At 66.7% G+C, this 16,831-nt stretch carries 15 protein-coding genes; 3 read left to right on the top strand and 12 right to left on the bottom strand.

From position 1 onward, the window contains the following. Positions 1-24: 24 nt before the first annotated feature. On the bottom strand, positions 25-837 hold the full coding sequence (locus tag GD628_RS14735; RefSeq protein ID WP_152275235.1) for a tyrosine-protein phosphatase: 813 nt from the start codon (positions 835-837) through the stop codon (positions 25-27). Positions 838-864: 27 nt separating this feature from the next. Continuing rightward, entirely contained in the window at positions 865-2,385 is a 1,521-nt protein-coding gene (locus GD628_RS14730; protein ID WP_152275234.1) for a molybdopterin-dependent oxidoreductase, read from the bottom strand. Positions 2,386-2,528: 143 nt separating this feature from the next. On the opposite strand from GD628_RS14730, the gene moaA reads away from it, so the two are divergent. Together moaA and GD628_RS14720 are read left to right on the top strand one after the other, a co-directional pair. Further along, a complete protein-coding gene (gene moaA / locus GD628_RS14725) occupies positions 2,529-3,629 on the top strand; it encodes a GTP 3',8-cyclase MoaA (RefSeq protein WP_152275233.1) in 1,101 nt (366 codons plus the stop codon). After that, positions 3,630-3,890: a MoaD/ThiS family protein gene (locus GD628_RS14720; protein ID WP_091606170.1), complete on the top strand. Its 261-nt coding sequence runs from the start codon at positions 3,630-3,632 to the stop codon at positions 3,888-3,890. Between the two features lie 91 nt (positions 3,891-3,981). On the opposite strand, the gene GD628_RS14715 is transcribed toward GD628_RS14720, so the two are convergent. From GD628_RS14715 to truB, 8 genes are all read right to left on the bottom strand, one after another. Then, entirely contained in the window at positions 3,982-5,376 is a 1,395-nt protein-coding gene (locus GD628_RS14715) for a M16 family metallopeptidase (protein WP_152275232.1), read from the bottom strand. Next, complete coding sequence (locus tag GD628_RS14710; RefSeq protein ID WP_091606175.1) at positions 5,377-7,599, bottom strand: polyribonucleotide nucleotidyltransferase; 2,223 nt, start codon at positions 7,597-7,599, stop codon at positions 5,377-5,379. Positions 7,600-7,915: 316 nt separating this feature from the next. Continuing rightward, complete coding sequence (rpsO, locus tag GD628_RS14705) at positions 7,916-8,185, bottom strand: 30S ribosomal protein S15 (protein ID WP_055240444.1); 270 nt, start codon at positions 8,183-8,185, stop codon at positions 7,916-7,918. A gap of 133 nt (positions 8,186-8,318) precedes the next feature. After that, positions 8,319-9,308, bottom strand: a complete 990-nt coding sequence (locus GD628_RS14700) for a bifunctional riboflavin kinase/FAD synthetase (protein WP_152275231.1) — start codon at positions 9,306-9,308, stop codon at positions 8,319-8,321. Between the two features lie 97 nt (positions 9,309-9,405). Continuing rightward, complete coding sequence (locus GD628_RS14695; RefSeq protein WP_091606180.1) at positions 9,406-10,077, bottom strand: DUF4345 domain-containing protein; 672 nt, start codon at positions 10,075-10,077, stop codon at positions 9,406-9,408. 94 nt (positions 10,078-10,171) lie between these two features. Then, positions 10,172-10,615: a hypothetical protein gene (locus GD628_RS14690; RefSeq protein ID WP_091606184.1), complete on the bottom strand. Its 444-nt coding sequence runs from the start codon at positions 10,613-10,615 to the stop codon at positions 10,172-10,174. Next, positions 10,612-10,986 (bottom strand): hypothetical protein, encoded by a 375-nt coding sequence (locus GD628_RS14685; RefSeq protein WP_091606187.1) that lies wholly within the window; start codon positions 10,984-10,986, stop codon positions 10,612-10,614. The genes GD628_RS14690 and GD628_RS14685 overlap by 4 nt, the downstream gene beginning before the upstream one ends. After that, positions 10,987-11,901 (bottom strand): tRNA pseudouridine(55) synthase TruB, encoded by a 915-nt coding sequence (gene truB, locus GD628_RS14680; RefSeq protein ID WP_152275230.1) that lies wholly within the window; start codon positions 11,899-11,901, stop codon positions 10,987-10,989. It abuts the gene before it with no gap. A 110-nt stretch (positions 11,902-12,011) separates the two neighbouring features. On the opposite strand from truB, the gene GD628_RS14675 reads away from it, so the two are divergent. Beyond that, entirely contained in the window at positions 12,012-13,163 is a 1,152-nt protein-coding gene (locus GD628_RS14675; RefSeq protein WP_091606189.1) for a pyridoxal phosphate-dependent aminotransferase, read from the top strand. Between the two features lie 72 nt (positions 13,164-13,235). On the opposite strand, the gene rbfA is transcribed toward GD628_RS14675, so the two are convergent. Together rbfA and infB are read right to left on the bottom strand one after the other, a co-directional pair. Then, positions 13,236-13,712, bottom strand: coding sequence for a 30S ribosome-binding factor RbfA (rbfA, locus tag GD628_RS14670; RefSeq protein ID WP_091606192.1), 477 nt, complete (start codon positions 13,710-13,712; stop codon positions 13,236-13,238). 170 nt (positions 13,713-13,882) lie between these two features. Further along, positions 13,883-16,741: a translation initiation factor IF-2 gene (gene infB / locus GD628_RS14665; RefSeq protein WP_152275229.1), complete on the bottom strand. Its 2,859-nt coding sequence runs from the start codon at positions 16,739-16,741 to the stop codon at positions 13,883-13,885. Positions 16,742-16,831 lie beyond the last annotated feature (90 nt).

Below are 16,831 nucleotides of genomic sequence, written 5' to 3'. Positions count from 1 at the left end.
CCAGTCTTTCTTTTGCGCATGAGTCTATGCCTGGGCGCGCGGCTGCCGCAGGCGGGCACGCAGCCGGGTGAGCTCAGTATCTGTCAGCCCGCCGGCCCTGAGGTACGCGGCGGCGGAGCCATAGGTCTCCTCGACCCAGCCCAGTGCGGACTGGATGGCTTCCGCAGGCGCGCGCGTAATCAGGGTGACTATCTGTTCCGTCAGCGGGACGCCCATGCTCCCAACCATTCCCAGCATCCGGTCCGACCACTCTCCCGCCAGGTCCTGCCCGCTGCGTTCGTAATCAGCCACGACGGCGTCCCTGTCGGCGCCGGCGGCGTCCAGGAGCAGGGCCGCGGCGACTCCGGTGCGGTCCTTGCCTGCGGTGCAGTGGATCAGCACTGCGCCCTCCCCCGCCGCAACCTCTCCAGCGGTGCGTGCGAAGTTGGCGGCGCCGTGCTCCAGCATCCCGATGTAGAGCTGGCCGAGGGTGGGCAGCCGTTCAAGCGCTGCCTCCATTGCCTTCCGTGCGGCTGCCGGATCACCCGACGCCGCCGCACGCTGCATGGCCTCCCCGGCCATCCCGGTGAATGCTCCTTCGAGCAGCGGGAGGTCCACCTTTTCCACCTCCCTGGCTGCCGGGAGGCGGTCCGGGGCCATCTTCTGCTCCGCTGGTGTGCGGTAGTCGATAATGACCCGGATTCCGGAGCCGGCCAGGTCTGCCAGGCCCGTCGGCGTCAGCGAGCTGATGGCGTCGGACCGGTAAAGGACCCCGCAGGCTGTGGTGCCGCCGTCGGCCAGTGGCAGGCCACCGGTGTCCCTGAAGTTGTACGTGCCCCCGAGCTTGTGGATCGCCATGCTCCGACCCTAGCGGACCGGCACGGCTCAGCCCGCGGTGACGCGGATGGAGTGCAGCCCGGTTGCGCCGTCCGGGACCACCGGACGCTGCGCTTCGTCCTGCACGTTGCCCTTGGCATCGATCGCCCGCACCGTGAGGGTGTGCTCGCCCTCCGGGAGGTCGACGTCGGCCGCGAACTGACGCCAGGTGTCCGCCGAGATCCCGGCAGCCAGCCGCGTGTCCTGCCAGGCGCCGTCGTCCACCCGGATCTCCACGCCGCTGATGCCCGTGTGCTGTGCCCAGGCCACCCCCGCCACCGTGGTTTTCCCGGCGGCGACCTTCGCTCCCCTGGCGGGCGTATCAATGCGTGAGGAGAGCTTGACGGGCCCGCGTTCGGACCAGCCTCGGTCCGTCCAGTACGAGGTTTCGTCCGCGAAGCGGGAAACCGTCAATTCCGTCACCCACTTGGTTGCCGATACGTAGCCGTACAGTCCGGGAACCACGAGGCGCACTGGAAAACCGTGTTCGGGAGGCAGCGGCTCCCCGTTCATGGCCACAGCGAGCAGTGAGTCACGCGGATCCGTAAGCGCTTCGAGCGGCGTGGTGGCTGTCCAGCCGTCCTCGCTTCGCGACAGCACCATGTCCGCCCCAGGCTGCACGCCCGCTTCCGCGAGGAGGATCCGCACCGGCCAGCCAAGCCATCTGGCGTTGCCGATCAGCGATCCGCCCACCTCGTTGGAGACGCAGGCAAGGGTCACCCAGCTCTCCTGCAGCGGTTTGGCCAGCAGGTCCGCGTAGGAGATCTCGACTTCCCGGTCCACCATCCCGGTAACGCGCAGCCGCCAGCTGTCCGGGTTAATCAGGGGCACCCTCAACGCGGTATCGATGCGGTAGAAGTCCGGGTTGGGAGTGATCAGTGGTTCGGCGCCCGGAACACCCAATTCCGCACCCGCAGGAACGGCCGCCGCAGGCTGCACGGGTGCCGGAAGCTGCAGGTTCGCGCGCAGGTCATCCACAGCCACCTGCGAGCTGCGCGCTGCCGCGGCCAGGCCGCCGCCCACCGCAGCCACGGCGGCTCCCCCGCCAACCGCGATCAGGACGTCCCGTCGTCGGGCTCCCGTCTCGGTGGACTGCCCGTAGCGGCGGATCCGCGCCGTGAGTCCGCGGAGTACCAGGACGCCGGCAAGGCCGGCGACAAGCGGAGGAAGCAGCGCGAGCGGGCTGAACTGGGCGCGTGTGAGAACTGCGGCGGCACCAAGGATCCCGAAGCTGGCCAGGAGCACGGATCCCCACGGCGGCCGCCGGGACTCCAGCAGGCCGCAGAGTGCTCCCAGACCCAGGATGAGGAGCAGCATGCCAGCCAGCAGCGCGGTCTTGTCCGAGGTGCCGAAGACGGCGATGGCCCAGTCCTTGACCGGGGCTGGAACGGCATCCACCACTACCGATCCCACGGCAGTGACCGGTGAGAGGGAGGGGCTGAGCGCGGCTGCGGCAAGTTCGCCTGCCGCGGCCGCGATTCCGGCCGCCACTGCTCCCGCCGCAGCGGAGAACCAGCGGGTTCCTGGCATATCCAAGCTCCTTTGCCGCAGGCGGCTCGCCGCGCCGGCGGGCACCGGCGTTTCCTCGATTATGGCAGGACCGGGCGGGGGTTGCTGCCCTGCCCTGCCAGGCCTTCCTAGAGACGGCGTGTGAAACGGCCTACACTCGGGGGATGGGAATTGAGCTGGGCATGCCCTCGATCGCACGGCAACCGTCTGCCGTGGGGGCATCCGGTGCCCCGGCGCGGTTGGACGGCCTGGTGGACCGCTTCGACCGCCGTGCCACGGACATGCGCCTTTCCCTCACCGACAAATGCAACCTGCGCTGCACCTACTGCATGCCGGCCTCAGGCCTGGACTGGCTGCCCAAGGACAAGGTCCTCAGCGCCGGGGAGATCATCCGGCTGGTGGGAATCGGCGTCGACTCGCTGGGCGTGCGCGAACTGCGCCTGACCGGCGGCGAGCCACTGGTCCGCGCTGACCTGGTGGACATCGTGGCCGGCATCCGCGCGAACCATCCAGACCTCCCGGTGTCGCTGACCACAAACGGCCTGGGCCTGGACAAGAAGGCCGCGGCGCTGAAGGCAGCGGGATTGAGCCGGATCAATGTCTCCCTGGATTCGCTGCATCCGGGCACCTTTGCGCAGCTCACCCGCCGGCCCTTTCTTGACCGGGTTCTCGCCGGAGTGGAAGAGGCAGCCCGGGTAGGGCTCGGCCTGATCAAAATCAATGCAGTGCTGATGCGCGGCATCAACGACGCCGAAGCACCCGGGCTGCTGGCCTGGGCCGTTGAGCACGGATTCGAACTGCGTTTCATCGAGCAGATGCCCCTGGACGCTGACCATGGGTGGACCCGGGACGGCATGATCACCGCCGCCGAGATCCGCGCCCGGCTGGAAGAAGATTTCATCCTGACCCCTGATCCCCGGAACCGCGACGGCGCTCCGGCCGAACGCTGGCAGGTGCGGCGCCGGTCCGCGCCGGAGGAGGTTGCCGGCGTCGTAGGCATTATTGCCTCCGTCACCGAGCCGTTCTGCGCCGACTGCCGCCGCACCCGCATCACCGCGGAGGGCAAGGTCCGCAGCTGCCTGTTCTCCCACGAAGAGACCGACCTCCTGGACCTGCTGCGCAGCACCGGAGACGACGCCGCCGTCGCCCGCCGCTGGCAGGAGGCGATGTGGGGCAAACCCAAAGCCCACGGCATGGACCATGCCGGACTCGGCGCACCCGACTATGTGCAGCCCGACAGAACCATGAGTGCGATAGGTGGCTAAGTGCTGATCCGCTATTTTGGCGCTGCGAAGGCAGCGGCAGGCATTGAAGAAGAAACCCTCGACGCCGGTCCCCTCCAGCTCGGGGAACTGCTGGAAAAGCTGGCCGCGCTGCATCCGGACGCCCCGGAGGGAACCCCGGTCCTGCAGACCGTGATTGGACGGAGCACGTTCCTGGTCAACGAGGTCGCTGCGCGGGACCATTCCCGGCTGCTGGCCCCCGAAGACACCGTAGACATCCTTCCACCCTTCGCCGGCGGCTAGCCCCTCCCCCAATAACAAACGAGAGGCCAGTTACGGCTTGTTTCAGGGCTGAAACGAGCCGTAACTGGCCTCTCGATAAAAGAAACGCAGGCTAGAAACCGAGGTCCGCCGGAGAGCTGAAGGGACCCACCACGGTGATGGTGCGCGGGGCTGCTGCCAGTTCCGCGGCCAGCTCCTGGACCTGTTCGGCAGTAACTGCACGAATCCGGGCCAGCGACTCTTCGATGTCCACGTATTCGCCGCGGACCAGCTCGGCGCTGCCCAGGCGGGACATCCGGGAACCGGTATCCTCCATGCCCAGCACCAGTCCCCCGGAGATCTGCCCCAGGGCCCTGGCCAGTTCCTCCGGCGCGACGCCGTCCGCGGCGAGGCGCCCAAGCTCGGACTGCAGCAGGTCGATGACCTGCCGGGTCTTCGTCGGGGAGCAGCCCGCGTACATGCCGAAGTACCCGGCGTCGGTGTAGGACGCTGAGAAGGAGTAGGTCGAGTAGACCAGTCCCCGCTTTTCCCGGATCTCCTGGAACAGCCGGGAGGACATGCCTCCGCCCAGGATGGTGTTCAGCACGCTCATGGCGAACCGGCGGCTGTCCTTCGCGGTCAGTGAGGGGCAGCCCACCACGATGTTGGCCTGTTCCACCGGACGGTTGATGACGTGCACCCCGCCGCTGCCGGTGATCTGCGCCGGCGTGGTGTCCCTGCGCGGCGCCGGTTCGGCGGCCTCGTCCAGTTCCCAGCCGGCACGCTTGAGCGCATCAAGCACCAGCGAAACAACAATCTCGTGTTCCAGTCCGCCGGCTGCGGTGACCACGAGGGTCTCAGGGCGGTAGTGCCGGTGGTAATGCTCCAGCACGGCTGCACGCGGAACGGCCTTGATCGCCTCCGGAGTGCCGCCAATGGGACGGCCCAGCGGGTGGTCGCCCAGGACTGCCTCGGCGAACTTCTCGTGGCACAGGTCAGCCGGATCGTCGGCATCCATCGCGATTTCCTCGAGGATGACGTCGCGTTCCTGCTCCAGCTCCTCCGCGTCCAGCACGGCGGACGTCACCATATCCGCGATGACGTCAATGGCCATTGGCAGGTCAGTGTCCAGGACACGTGCGTAGTAGCAGGTGGTCTCCTTCGCCGTCGCGGCGTTGGATTCTCCTCCCACTTCGTCGAATGCGGAGGCGATGTCCATGGCGCTGCGCCGGGACGTGCCTTTGAACAGCAGGTGCTCCAGGAAATGCGTGGAACCGTGGCGGCCCTCAGCCTCGTCACGGCTGCCAACGCCCACCCAGAAACCTATCGTGGCGCTTCGCTGGCCGGGCATCGACTCGGTCAGGACGCGCACGCCGCCGGGCAGAACGGAACGGCGGACGACGGCGCCGGCCGGGTCACCGATTTCGAGCACCGGATCGCCCGCACGGGATGTCAGGGGAAATGGGACAACCGTCCCGGTGCGGGAGAATCCCGCGCCGGAACGGCTGTCTGCAGTGTTTTCAGGCATCTACTCTGCTGTCTCGGCAGCCGCTTCGCCCTCGGCGTCGTCATCAGCAACAACCGGCGAGAGCGACAGCTTGCCGCGGTCGTCAATCTTGGTGATTTCAACCTGGATCTTCTGGCCCACGGAAACGACGTCATCAACGTTGTCCACGCGCTTGCCGCCCGAGAGCTTGCGCAGCTCGGAGATGTGCAGCAGGCCGTCCTTGCCCGGGGTCAGGGAGATGAAGGCACCAAAGGTGGTGGTCTTCACGACCGTGCCCAGGTAACGCTCGCCCAGTTCGGGAACCATCGGGTTGGCGATCGCGTTGATCGCGGCCCGGGCAGCCTCGGCGGACGTGCCGTCCGTGGCGCCGATCAGGACCGTGCCGTCATCTTCGATGGAGATGTCAGCGCCGGTGTCTTCCTGGATCTGGTTGATCATCTTGCCCTTCGGGCCAATGACCTCGCCGATCTTGTCCACGGGGATCTTCACCGAGATGATCCGCGGCGCGAACTCGGAGAGCTCGTCCGGGGTGTCGATCGCGGCGTCCATGACACCGAGGATGTGCAGGCGTGCTTCGCGGGCCTGCTTCAGGGCTGCGGCCAGGACCGAGGCGGGAATGCCGTCGAGCTTGGTATCCAGCTGGATGGCAGTGACGAACTCGGAAGTACCGGCCACCTTGAAGTCCATGTCGCCGAAGGCATCTTCGGCGCCGAGGATGTCGGTCAGGGCGGCGTAGCGGGTCTCGCCGTCAACCTGGTCGGAGACCAGGCCCATGGCGATGCCGGCAACCGGAGCCTTCAGCGGCACACCGGCGTTGAGCATGGACAGCGTGGAAGCGCAGACCGAGCCCATGGAGGTGGAGCCGTTGGAGGACAGTGCCTCGGAGACCTGGCGGATGGCGTACGGGAACTCTTCACGCGACGGCAGAACCGGCATAAGCGCACGCTCTGCCAGGGCACCGTGGCCGATTTCGCGCCGCTTGGGCGAACCCACACGGCCGGTCTCGCCGGTGGAGTACGGCGGGAAGTTGTAGTTGTGCATGTAGCGCTTGCGCGTTACCGGGGACAGCGAGTCGATCTGCTGTTCCATCTTCAGCATGTTCAGCGTGGTGACGCCCAGGATCTGGGTTTCGCCGCGCTCGAAGATCGCCGAACCGTGCACGCGGGGCAGAACCTCTACCTCGGCGGTCAGCTGGCGGATGTCCGTCAGTCCGCGGCCGTCGATGCGGACCTGCTCCTTGAGGATGCGCTGGCGCACAACCTGCTTGGTGACGGAACGGAAAGCTGCGGAAACCTCGTTTTCGCGGCCTTCGAAGCGCTCGGCCAGTTCGGCCTTGACTTCGTCCTTGAGGGCGTCGGAAGCGGCGTCGCGCTCCTGCTTGTCAGCGATCGCGAAGACCTCTGCCAGCTTGGCGGCTGCAGCGGCCTCAACGGCTTCGTAGACGTCGTCCTGGTAGTCCAGGAAGAGCGGGAATTCGACGGTCGGCTTGGCGGCGCGTGCAGCCAGGTCCGACTGCGCGTCGCAGAGTGCCTTGATGAACGGCTTGGCAGCCTCGAGGCCTTCAGCGACAACCTCTTCGGTCGGGGCGGTGGCGCCCTCTTCCTTGATGAGGTTCCAGGCGTTGTCCGTGGCTTCGGCCTCGACCATCATGATGGCGACGTCGTCACCGGCGATGCGTCCGGCAACCACCATGGAGAACACAGCGCGCTCCAGCTCGGAGTGCTTCGGGAAGGCAACCCACTGGCCTTCGACCAGGGCAACACGGACGCCGCCAATCGGGCCGGAGAACGGCAGGCCGGAAAGCTGAGTGGACATGGAGGATGCGTTGATGGCAACCACGTCGTAGAGCACGTCCGGGTTGATCGCCATAACGGTGACCACAACCTGGACCTCGTTGCGCAGGCCCTTTACGAATGCGGGGCGCAGCGGGCGGTCCATCAGGCGGCAGGCCAGGATGGCTTCGGTGGACGGACGGCCTTCACGGCGGAAGAACGAGCCCGGGATGCGGCCGGCAGCGTACATGCGCTCCTCGACGTCCACGGTCAGCGGGAAGAAGTCGAAGCCTTCACGCGGGGACTTGCCGGCGGACGTGGCCGAGAGCAGGGCGGTGTCTTCGTCGATGTAGACCATCGCGGACCCTGCGGCCTGGGCGGCCAGGCGTCCGGTTTCGAAGCGGATAACGCGCTTGCCGAAGCGGCCGTTGTCAATTACTGCTTCTGAGTACTGGATTTCGGGACCCTCCATAGAGAGTCACCTCCGTTCTGTTGATTCGGAGGCAACCCAGCATCGTCCCATGGGTCCTTCCCGCCGGGCTGGCGGGAAAGGTGCCCAACACCCGGTCTTCGATCGAGGTCCACGGGCTTTTCTCCCGGAGACCACTACCGAGGACCGCGAATGCTGCGATGCTGGCTGACTCCTGTATGTGTTTTTCTTTACTGCTGCGGTACCTCATCGGACAGGTGCGCTTCCGGAGCTTGCCGGTGTCCATGTCTGCCGTCTGTGTACCCTGCGCTAAAGGGCGGCCCTGCGCAGGTGCGCAGGAACCGCCCTTCAAGCAGAACTAGCGGCGCAGGCCGAGACGCTCGATGAGCGCACGGTAACGCGTGATGTCGGTCTCGCGCAGGTAACCCAGCATGCGGCGACGGCGACCAACCAGGGCCATCAGGCCGCGGCGGGTGTGGTGGTCGTGCTTGTGGGTCTTCAGGTGCTCCGTCAGGTCGGAAATACGACGGGACAGGACAGCAACCTGAACCTCAGGGGATCCGGTGTCACCTTCGGTGAGTGCGAATTCCTTGATGATCGCCTGCTTGACGGCGGGATCGAGTGCCAATGTAACTCCTACAGTTGTGCCGTGAGGCCCGAATCAGCACTTCGCTGCCGGGAACCCTGTGCCCGTCCGGCGCAAACGCCGCGGACACAAAGAAATTCAGCCGCCACGGACCGCAGCCGAATTTTGGTCCAGTTTACCTGTCCGCAGTGCCTTCTGTCGAAAGGACTTCCCGGGTCCGCGCGACGTCGAGGCGCATCTGCTCGATAAGCGCTTCCGGTCCGGTGTAGGCAACCATCCCCCGAAGCCGGTCCACGAATTCGACGCCGACGACCTGCCCGTAGAGGTCGAAGTCCTCCACGGCCTCCTTCGGGCGGTCGATGACGTGTGCTTCCACCTGGCGGCTGACGCCGTCGAAGGTGGGGTTCGATCCGACGGAAATGGCGGCGGGCCAGCGGGTACCGGCCGAGTCGACCAGCCAGCCGGCGTAGATGCCGTCCGCCGGGATGAGTCCGGTGGACTCGGGAGCGAGGTTGGCGGTGGGGAAACCGAGTTCCCGTCCGCGGGCAGCTCCATGCACTACGGTGCCGCGCATGCGGTGGGTGCGGCCCAGCAGGCGGGCTGCCGTGCGGACGTCACCGGATGCCAGGGCTTCACGGATCCAGGTGGAGGAGCAGCGGCGTCCGGGCGTGTCACCCGGGCCGTCGGGAAGGGCATCGAGGTCATCCACCGCGATGACATCGAATCCCATTTCGGCTCCGAGCTCGCGCATGGTGTCCAGGTCGCCGGTGTTTCCCCGTCCGAACCGGGCATCATGGCCCAGCACAACTGCCACGGCGTGCAGTCCCTCGGCGAGGAACGTACGGACGAACTCCTCGGCACTGAGGGAAGCGAGGTCCAGGTCGTAGTGCACCATCAGCAGGCCGTCGAGTCCGGTTTCAGCCAGCGCCTCGGTGCGGTCTGCCGGGCCCATGATCAGGACCGGCGCGCTTTCCGGCCGGTGCACGGCTGCGGGGTGCGGATCGAAGGAGAGCGCGACGGCGGATGCGCCGCGGTCACGCGAAGTTTTGACCAGCTTAGACAGCACGTGCTGGTGGCCAAGGTGAACGCCGTCGAAGTTCCCGATTGTCACTACTGTCGGACCAAGGTCGGACGGCACCTCCGCAAGGTCATTCCAGTAATACACCCGTGCTCCTTACCAGCGGACAGTCATCCATGAATCCTTCCGGCCGCAGCTTTGCCGGCGGAAGGCTTCATCCATTATGGCGGATAAGCGGTGCCGGTTACGCACCCGCTCCGCTGTCGGCGCTGGCGGCGCCGGCTCCATGGTGGATTTCGCGCCGCAGCTCACTGGTCTTGAGGATGAACCGGTGCCAGACCAGAAGCGCCGGCGGGAACGCGAGTTCAACGACCATCAGGATAATCAGGGTGAAGTGCGGAGTGCCGGAGAACGCCCAGGACAGCACCCGGCCGATCCCGCCCAGGAACACCATGAGGCAGACCAGCCACAGCATGTTGGCCCATTGGAACTTGATGGCGATAGCGACGAACGCTGCTCCGACGCCCACCATCATGGCGGAGAAGAAACGGAACTGGCTCTCCAGCGAGGCATTGACCTGTCCCCCGCCGGTCTCGGCCACGCCCGCTGTGCCGGTGATCAGGTAGTAGCCGCCAATCGCCGCGATGACCACGCCAACAGCGATTACCACGGCCCGGAAAACGCCCCAGTCATCGGTGCTCTTCCAGGAAGCGCCGGGCTTCTCCTTCTTGGGTTCGGCGTTCCCCTCGCGGACGCGGAGCCTGCCCTTCCGGCCGGTGGAACCGTCCTCCGGACGGTTCTCCGCTTCGGGGCCCGCACCGGCGGCCTGGACTGGGAAAGACTGCCTGGCCGGCGGACGCGGGGTTCCTGCGGCGCCTCGGGTGTTCTCTTCCGGCCCGGATGTTGGAATGCTCATGGTCCTGCCCTCTGCTGGGTTTGGCACCGCGCCCGTTACGGCACGGTTTTCCACATCGTCTCACGCCCGGCAGCGCACAAAAACCCCGCTGCGGCTAGGCGCGTTTGCTGCCCCGGTGCCGGTACAGCCACCAGAGGCCGATGATCGGAAGGATCAGCGGCACGAACCCGTAGCCCATGCCGAAGCCGGACCACACGGTGTCATCAGGCAGCGCGGCCGGGTCCAGCAGGCCAAAGAATCCGACGAAAAGGACGCCGAGCATTTCGACGCTCACGGCCACCACGGAGATCTTGTAGGAGGTCTCTCCGGCCCGGGCCAGCGAAACGGTGGCCACGATGTAGACGACGGCGGCGAACGCGGAGAGCAGGTACGCCACCGGCGCTTCATCGAACTTGGTGGCAATCTGGAAGGCGGCGCGGGCCGTGGCGGCCAGCGCGAAGACACCGTAGACGGCCACGATGAGCCGTCCCGGGCCCGCGTTGCGGGAGGTCGGTCCGGCGGATGCCGCCTCAGGACGCGGCTTGATCAGTTTTTTCATGCCAGCGGCACTCCATCCCAAATCTGTTCCATTCGGAACAACATAACGAACACGGTGATGCCAACGGCGCCCAGGACCAGGTTGCTCCACCTGGACCGGTCCATGAGCGACCACCAGACGGCGCCGATCGGAATCACCGCGGCGGTAAAGAGGTAACCCCAGAACTCCCAGGCCGGACCGTTGAGGGTTTCACCTCCGGTCTGCCGGATGACGGCGGCGACGGCGTAAATAATCAGGAACAGCTCGACGGCGGCGACGGAGAGGATCGTGAGATCGTTCGGACCGTGGCGCAGCACTGCCGCACCGATGCACAGCACGGTGGAGACCAGGCAGACGATCGTGCCGACAATGAACAGGGGGTCGATGACCACTTAGGACCTTTCGTTTCCGGGAGCAAAGACGAGAAGTGCCTTTGCAGTGTCTCCCTTGTCCGCGAGCAGGCCGATCAGTTCTCCGTCCGGGGCGAAGGCTGCAACTGGTGCATCCTCCCCTGCCGGCGTCCCGGAGGCCGGGATGCGGCGGCCGTGGGAGAGGTCGGCGGCTTCGCCTTCGGTCAGCTCACGCACCGGGAAGAGGGCGCGGGCCGCATCGTTGAGGTCCAGGAGCCGGAGGTCTTCGGCGAGCTGGTCCAGGGTTGAAGCCTGGCCTTCGAAGTACGGCCCCACGGAGGTTCGGCGCAGGGCGGTGAGGTGGCCCCCAACTCCGAGGGCGGCGCCAAGATCCCGTGCCAGCGCACGGATGTACGTTCCGGAGGAGCACTCCACCGTCACGTCGACGTCGCGCAGCTTGCCTCCGTGCTCGCGGCGGATGTCGTGGACCTCGAAGCGGGAGACCGTCACGGGCCGGGCCGGAAGGTTCACCTCTCCGCCGGCGCGCACCCGGGCGTAGGAGCGTTCTCCGCCCACCTTGATGGCGCTGACGCTGCTGGGAACCTGCTGGATGTCCCCGGTGAGGGCCTTCACGGCGCTGCGGATGTCTTCGTCCGTTACCGCCGCGGCTATGGTTTCGGCCGTAATCTCGCCTTCGGCGTCGTCGGTAACCGTGGACTGGCCCAGCCGGATAGTGGCTTGGTACGTCTTGGATGTGCCCACAATGTAGGTCAGCAGGCGGGTGGCCTTATTGATGCCCACCACCAGCACACCCGTTGCCATGGGATCAAGGGTTCCGGCATGGCCGACCTTCCTGGTCCCGGCGAGCCTGCGCAGGCGGCCCACCACATCGTGGCTGGTCCATCCCTGCGGTTTGTCCACAATAATCAGTCCTGAACGGACCTGCCCGGAATTCACGCCTTTCAGTATATGCGCGGTGCCGGGGCCCAAACTCCGCTGCCCGGTTCCGTTCCCTGCTCCGGCCCGGCCTCCGGGACGGCGCGTGAACCCGGCTGTAGCATGCGGTTATGTCGCAGCTCGCCGCCCATGTGCGTTCCGTAGACCCGAACCAGATCCGTGAAATAACACAGGCAGCCTGGGCCACCCCCAATGCGGTAGTGCTCAGCATCGGTGAACCGGGGTTCCCGACGCCGGAGCATGTGCTGCAGGCTGCACAGGACACGCTGGCCCGTGACGAGACCGGATACACCCCGAACGCGGGCATCTCGCCGCTTCGCACCGCGTTCGCGGAGCGGGTCGCGGCCCAGATGGGCACCCCGGTTGACCCGTCCCGTGTGTTCGTGACATCCGGCGCCCAGCAGGGACTGCACCTGGCCATGAGCATGCTGCTGGATGCCGGGGACGAAATCCTCATCCCCAATCCCGGTTACCCTACCTTCGCCATGACGGCGCGGCTGCTGCACGCGGAGCCGGTCGAGTATCCCCTGCATCCGGAGAACGGGTTCCAGCCGCGGATCGAAGACATTGAGGCGAGGATCACGCCCCGTACCCGGGTGCTGCTGGTGAATTCACCGTCCAATCCGCTCGGGGCCGTCTTCAGCCCGGAGCTGACCCGGGACCTGGTGGCCCTGGCCCGGCGCCGGAACCTCTGGATCCTCTCCGACGAGTGCTACGAAGCGTTCACCTACGACGTTCCGCACGTTTCCCCGCTGGCTTTCGACGGCGGCGGGGAACGGGTCATCGCCTCGTACACCCTGTCAAAGACATACGGGCTGACCGGACTGCGGGTGGGCGCCCTCGTAACGCCCGCGGGTCTGGAGGCACAGCTGAGCACGGTCATGGAGTCGATCGTCTCCTGCGTCGCTTCCCCCTCCCAGTACGCTGCGCTGGCTGCGCTGACCGGCCCGCAGGACTACGTACAGGAGGCCGCAGCGCATTACCGCGGGAACCGGGATGCGGCGTCGGCCATCCTGGATTCCAAGGGAATTCCCTATCTGGCTGCGCAGGGCGCGTTCTACCTCTGGGCGGACCTTTCACACGCTTCCGGCGGCAATATCAGGAACTGGGCCGGTCGCTTCCTGTCGGAGGAAGGCGTGGCGGTTGCGCCGGGTACCGCGTTCGGGTCCATCGGTGAGGGCTGGATCCGGATAGCACTCTGCGGCGGACGCGCCGAGCTGGTGTCCGGGGTGTCGCGGCTCCCCGCGCCGGGCGTGGGCTAAAACCGGCAAGCAAAAAGAGCGGCACCCCAAGACGGGGTGCCGCACCTTTTGTGGTTGAGCGCCTGGGGAACCTTAGCTGCGGGCGTCCGAGTCCTCCGCCGGTGTGTCCTGCAGGTCCTCTTCGTCGTCGTCGTCATCCCTGCGGTAGGGATCGGCGTCGCCGGCGTAGGCGGCACCCTGCTTCAGCGCAGCGAGTTCCTCGTCACGCTTCTTGGCTTCCCGGATCAGTTCTTCCAGGTGGCTGGCATTCACCGGAATCTCGTCGGCAACGAATTCCAGGGTTGGAGTCAGCCGGACGGTGATGTTCTTGCCCACTTCTGAACGCAGGATCCCGCGGGCGGAATCCAGGGCGGCCTTCGTGTCTGCCTGCTGTGCCTCGTCACCGAAAACGGTGTAGTAGACAGTGGCATGCTGCAGGTCGTTGGTGACGCGGGCATCGGTGATGGTCACGAATCCCAGCCGGGGATCCTTGATCCGCCGCTCGAGCGCCTGGGCAACTACCACCTTGATGCGGTCAGCGAGTTTCGCAGCGCGTGCTGGATCTGCCATTACCTCTCCTTAGCTAAAGATCTGGGTCGCTCGGTCGGCGGCCGCCAGGGGCCGCCGCCAAGCGCTGAAATGCCTCAGGCCAGCGCAGGCTGCCGCGCTGGCCGGGGCGGAGCGGGCCGGGCAGGCCCGCAGGCAGGGGCCACCGCGGACGGCGGCCCCTGGCCGGGGTGCTAGACCCGCGGCTTCTCGCGCATCTCGAAGGTCTCGATGATGTCGCCTTCCTTGACGTCGTTGAACGACCCCAGACCGATACCACACTCGAAGTCCGTGCGGACTTCGGTGGCGTCGTCCTTGAAACGCTTGAGCGAATCGACGGTGAGGTTCTCGCCAATGATCTTGCCGTCGCGGGTGACCCGCGCCTTGGCGTTGCGCCGGATGACTCCGGAGCGGACGATCGAGCCGGCAATGTTGCCGAACTTGGAGGAGCGGAAGACTTCGCGGACCTCGGCGGTACCGAGCTGCACTTCCTCGTACTCCGGCTTGAGCATGCCCTTGAGGGCCAGCTCAATGTCATCGATTGCTGCGTAGATGACGGAGTAGAAGCGCATGTCCACGCCTTCGCGCTCGGCCAGGTCAGCCACGCGCTCGGCAGGCTTGACGTTGAAGCCGATGATGATCGCGTTGTCCACGGTCGCCAGGTTGACGTCGTTCTGCGTGATGGCACCAACGCCGCGGTGGATAACGCGCAGCTGCACGCCGTCTCCGACGTCGATCTTGAGCAGCGAGTCTTCCAGGGCTTCCACGGCACCGGAAACGTCACCCTTGAGGATGAGGTTAAGGGTATCGACCTTGCCGTCAGCGACAGCCTGGTCGAAGTCCTCGAGGCTGATGCGCTTGCGGCGCTTCGCCAGTGCGGCGTTGCGGTCTGCGGCTTCACGCTTCTCGGCGATCTGGCGGGCGGTGCGCTCGTCATCGGTCACGAAGAAGGTGTCACCGGCGCGCGGGACGTTGGACAGGCCGAGGACCTGGACCGGACGCGACGGTCCGGCTTCGGTTACGGCGTCGCCGTTCTCGTCGAACATGGCACGAACGCGGCCGTGGGCAGTGCCCGCAACGATCGTGTCGCCGACGCGCAGCGTACCGGACTGGACCAGGACGGTTGCGACGGCGCCGCGGCCCTTATCCAGGTTCGCTTCGATGGCGATGCCTCGAGCGTCCTTGTCCGGGTTGGCACGCATGTCCAGGGCTGCGTCTGCGGTCAGCAGCACGGCCTCGAGCAGCGCGTCGATGTTCAGGTTCTGGCGTGCCGAAACCTCAACGAACATGGTGTCGCCACCGTATTCTTCCGGAACCAGACCGTACTCAGTCAGCTGCCCGCGGACCTTGTCCGGGTTGGCACCTTCCTTGTCGATCTTGTTCACGGCAACCACGATCGGCACGTTTGCTGCCTGTGCGTGGTTGAGCGCTTCAACGGTCTGCGGCATAACGCCGTCGTCCGCTGCGACAACCAGGACAGCAATGTCGGTGACCTTCGCACCACGGGCACGCATGGCGGTGAACGCCTCGTGGCCCGGGGTATCGATGAAGGTGATGGCCCGCTCGGTGCCTTCGTGTTCGAAGGCAATCTGGTAGGCACCGATGTGCTGGGTAATGCCGCCGGCTTCGCCTTCAACAACCTTCGTGTTGCGGATGGCGTCCAGCAGGCGGGTCTTACCGTGGTCCACGTGGCCCATGACGGTGACTACCGGAGGACGTGCCTCGAGTTCGTCGTCGCCTTCGGCTTCCAGCTCGGCCTCAAAGTCGATGTCGAAGCTGGAAAGCAGCTCGCGCTCTTCGTCTTCGGGCGAGACAACCTGGATCTTGTAGCCCAGTTCTTCACCAAGTACGCCGAACGTCTCTTCGTCCAGTGACTGGGTGGCCGTTGCCATTTCACCGAGGTGGAACAGCACGGTAACCAGAGCTGCCGGGTTTGCCTCAATCTTGTCAGCGAAGTCCGTGATGGACGCGCCGCGGCGGAGCCGGACAACAGTGTTGCCGTCGCCGCGGGGTACCGAAACACCGCCGAGCGACGGAGCTGACATCTGCTCCAGTTCCTGCCGCTTTGCCCGCTTCGACTTGCGCTGCTTGCCGCGTCCTGCGCCGCCCTTGCCGAAAGCACCGGCAGTGCCGCCGCGTCCGCGGCCGCCCTTGCCGAAGCCGCCGCCAACGGGACCGCCACCGGTTCCCGGCGCACCGCCGGGACCGCGGCGGGGTCCGCCTGCGCCCGGACGTGCCGGGGCTGCGGGCCGCTCAGTGCGGTTGGGCATCATGCCCGGGGTGGGACGGTTTCCGCCGGCGCCGCCGGGACGCGGTGCACCCGGACGGGGAGCGCCGGGACGCGGTGCACCCGGGCGGGGTGCGCCGGGGCGGGGGCCGCCTGCGCCGGCTGCCGGACGGGGACCTGCTGCGCCGGGAGTTCCGGTGCGCTCGGACTCGTCACGGCGCTGGCCCGGACGGGGCATGCCCTGGGACGTTGCAAACGGGTTGTTGCCCGGACGGGGACCGCCCTGGCCGCTGCCTTCGCCGCGGCCGCGGGGACGCGGCATGCCCTGGGACGTTGCAAACGGGTTGTTGCCGGGGCGCGGTCCGGAAGCTCCGGGCCGGGGAGCACCCGGACGCGGTGCTGACGAGGACTCAGCCGGTGCGGCCGGGGCCGCGGGCTTTTCCTCGGTTTTGGGAGCCGGGGCGGGTGCCGGGGCCGCGGGCTTGCTCTCAGCCTTCGGCGCCGGAGCAGGCGCCGCGGGGGCGGACGGGGCAGCCGGTGCGGGAGCAGCGGGCTTCTCTGCAGCCGGGGCCGGAGCTTCTGCTGCAGGCTTCGCAGCGGGAGCTGCCGGTGCCGGGGCAGCCGGGCGGGGAGCGGAAGTTTCCGGCTTTGCCGCCGGCTTGGACGCTGCGTCAGGGAATGCCCCGCGGAGCTTCTTGACTACGGGCGCTTCAATGGTTGAAGACGCCGACCGGACGAATTCGCCCAGTTCCTGCAGTTTTGCGACTGCGTCCTTCGAGGTAATGCCGAGCTCTTTGGCGAGCTCGTGTACGCGGACCTTGGCCACATTTCTCCTGTCTCGGTCCGCACCGAGCCAGGCACGAACCGTCTATTTGCTGCGGGCTTCCGCTGCGGGTGCAGCAGGGCCCATCACAGA

Origin of the sequence: Arthrobacter koreensis, assembly GCF_009193255.1 — a bacterium.
GTDB lineage: Bacteria > Actinomycetota > Actinomycetes > Actinomycetales > Micrococcaceae > Arthrobacter_B > Arthrobacter_B koreensis.
This window is presented reverse-complemented; position numbering and strand designations above follow the sequence as displayed.

Excerpts from the sequence above, each read along its gene's own strand:
- GD628_RS14710 (WP_091606175.1), bottom strand. The coding sequence starts at position 7,599 with ATGGAGGGTCCCGAAATCCAGTACTCAGAAGCAGTAATTGACAACGGC.
- GD628_RS14735 (WP_152275235.1), bottom strand. The coding sequence starts at position 837 with ATGGCGATCCACAAGCTCGGGGGCACGTACAACTTCAGGGACACCGGT.
- GD628_RS14730 (WP_152275234.1), bottom strand. The coding sequence starts at position 2,385 with ATGCCAGGAACCCGCTGGTTCTCCGCTGCGGCGGGAGCAGTGGCGGCC.
- moaA (WP_152275233.1), top strand. The coding sequence starts at position 2,529 with ATGGGAATTGAGCTGGGCATGCCCTCGATCGCACGGCAACCGTCTGCC.
- GD628_RS14695 (WP_091606180.1), bottom strand. The coding sequence starts at position 10,077 with ATGAGCATTCCAACATCCGGGCCGGAAGAGAACACCCGAGGCGCCGCA.
- GD628_RS14715 (WP_152275232.1), bottom strand. The coding sequence starts at position 5,376 with ATGCCTGAAAACACTGCAGACAGCCGTTCCGGCGCGGGATTCTCCCGC.
- rbfA (WP_091606192.1), bottom strand. The coding sequence starts at position 13,712 with ATGGCAGATCCAGCACGCGCTGCGAAACTCGCTGACCGCATCAAGGTG.
- GD628_RS14675 (WP_091606189.1), top strand. The coding sequence starts at position 12,012 with ATGTCGCAGCTCGCCGCCCATGTGCGTTCCGTAGACCCGAACCAGATC.
- GD628_RS14690 (WP_091606184.1), bottom strand. The coding sequence starts at position 10,615 with ATGAAAAAACTGATCAAGCCGCGTCCTGAGGCGGCATCCGCCGGACCG.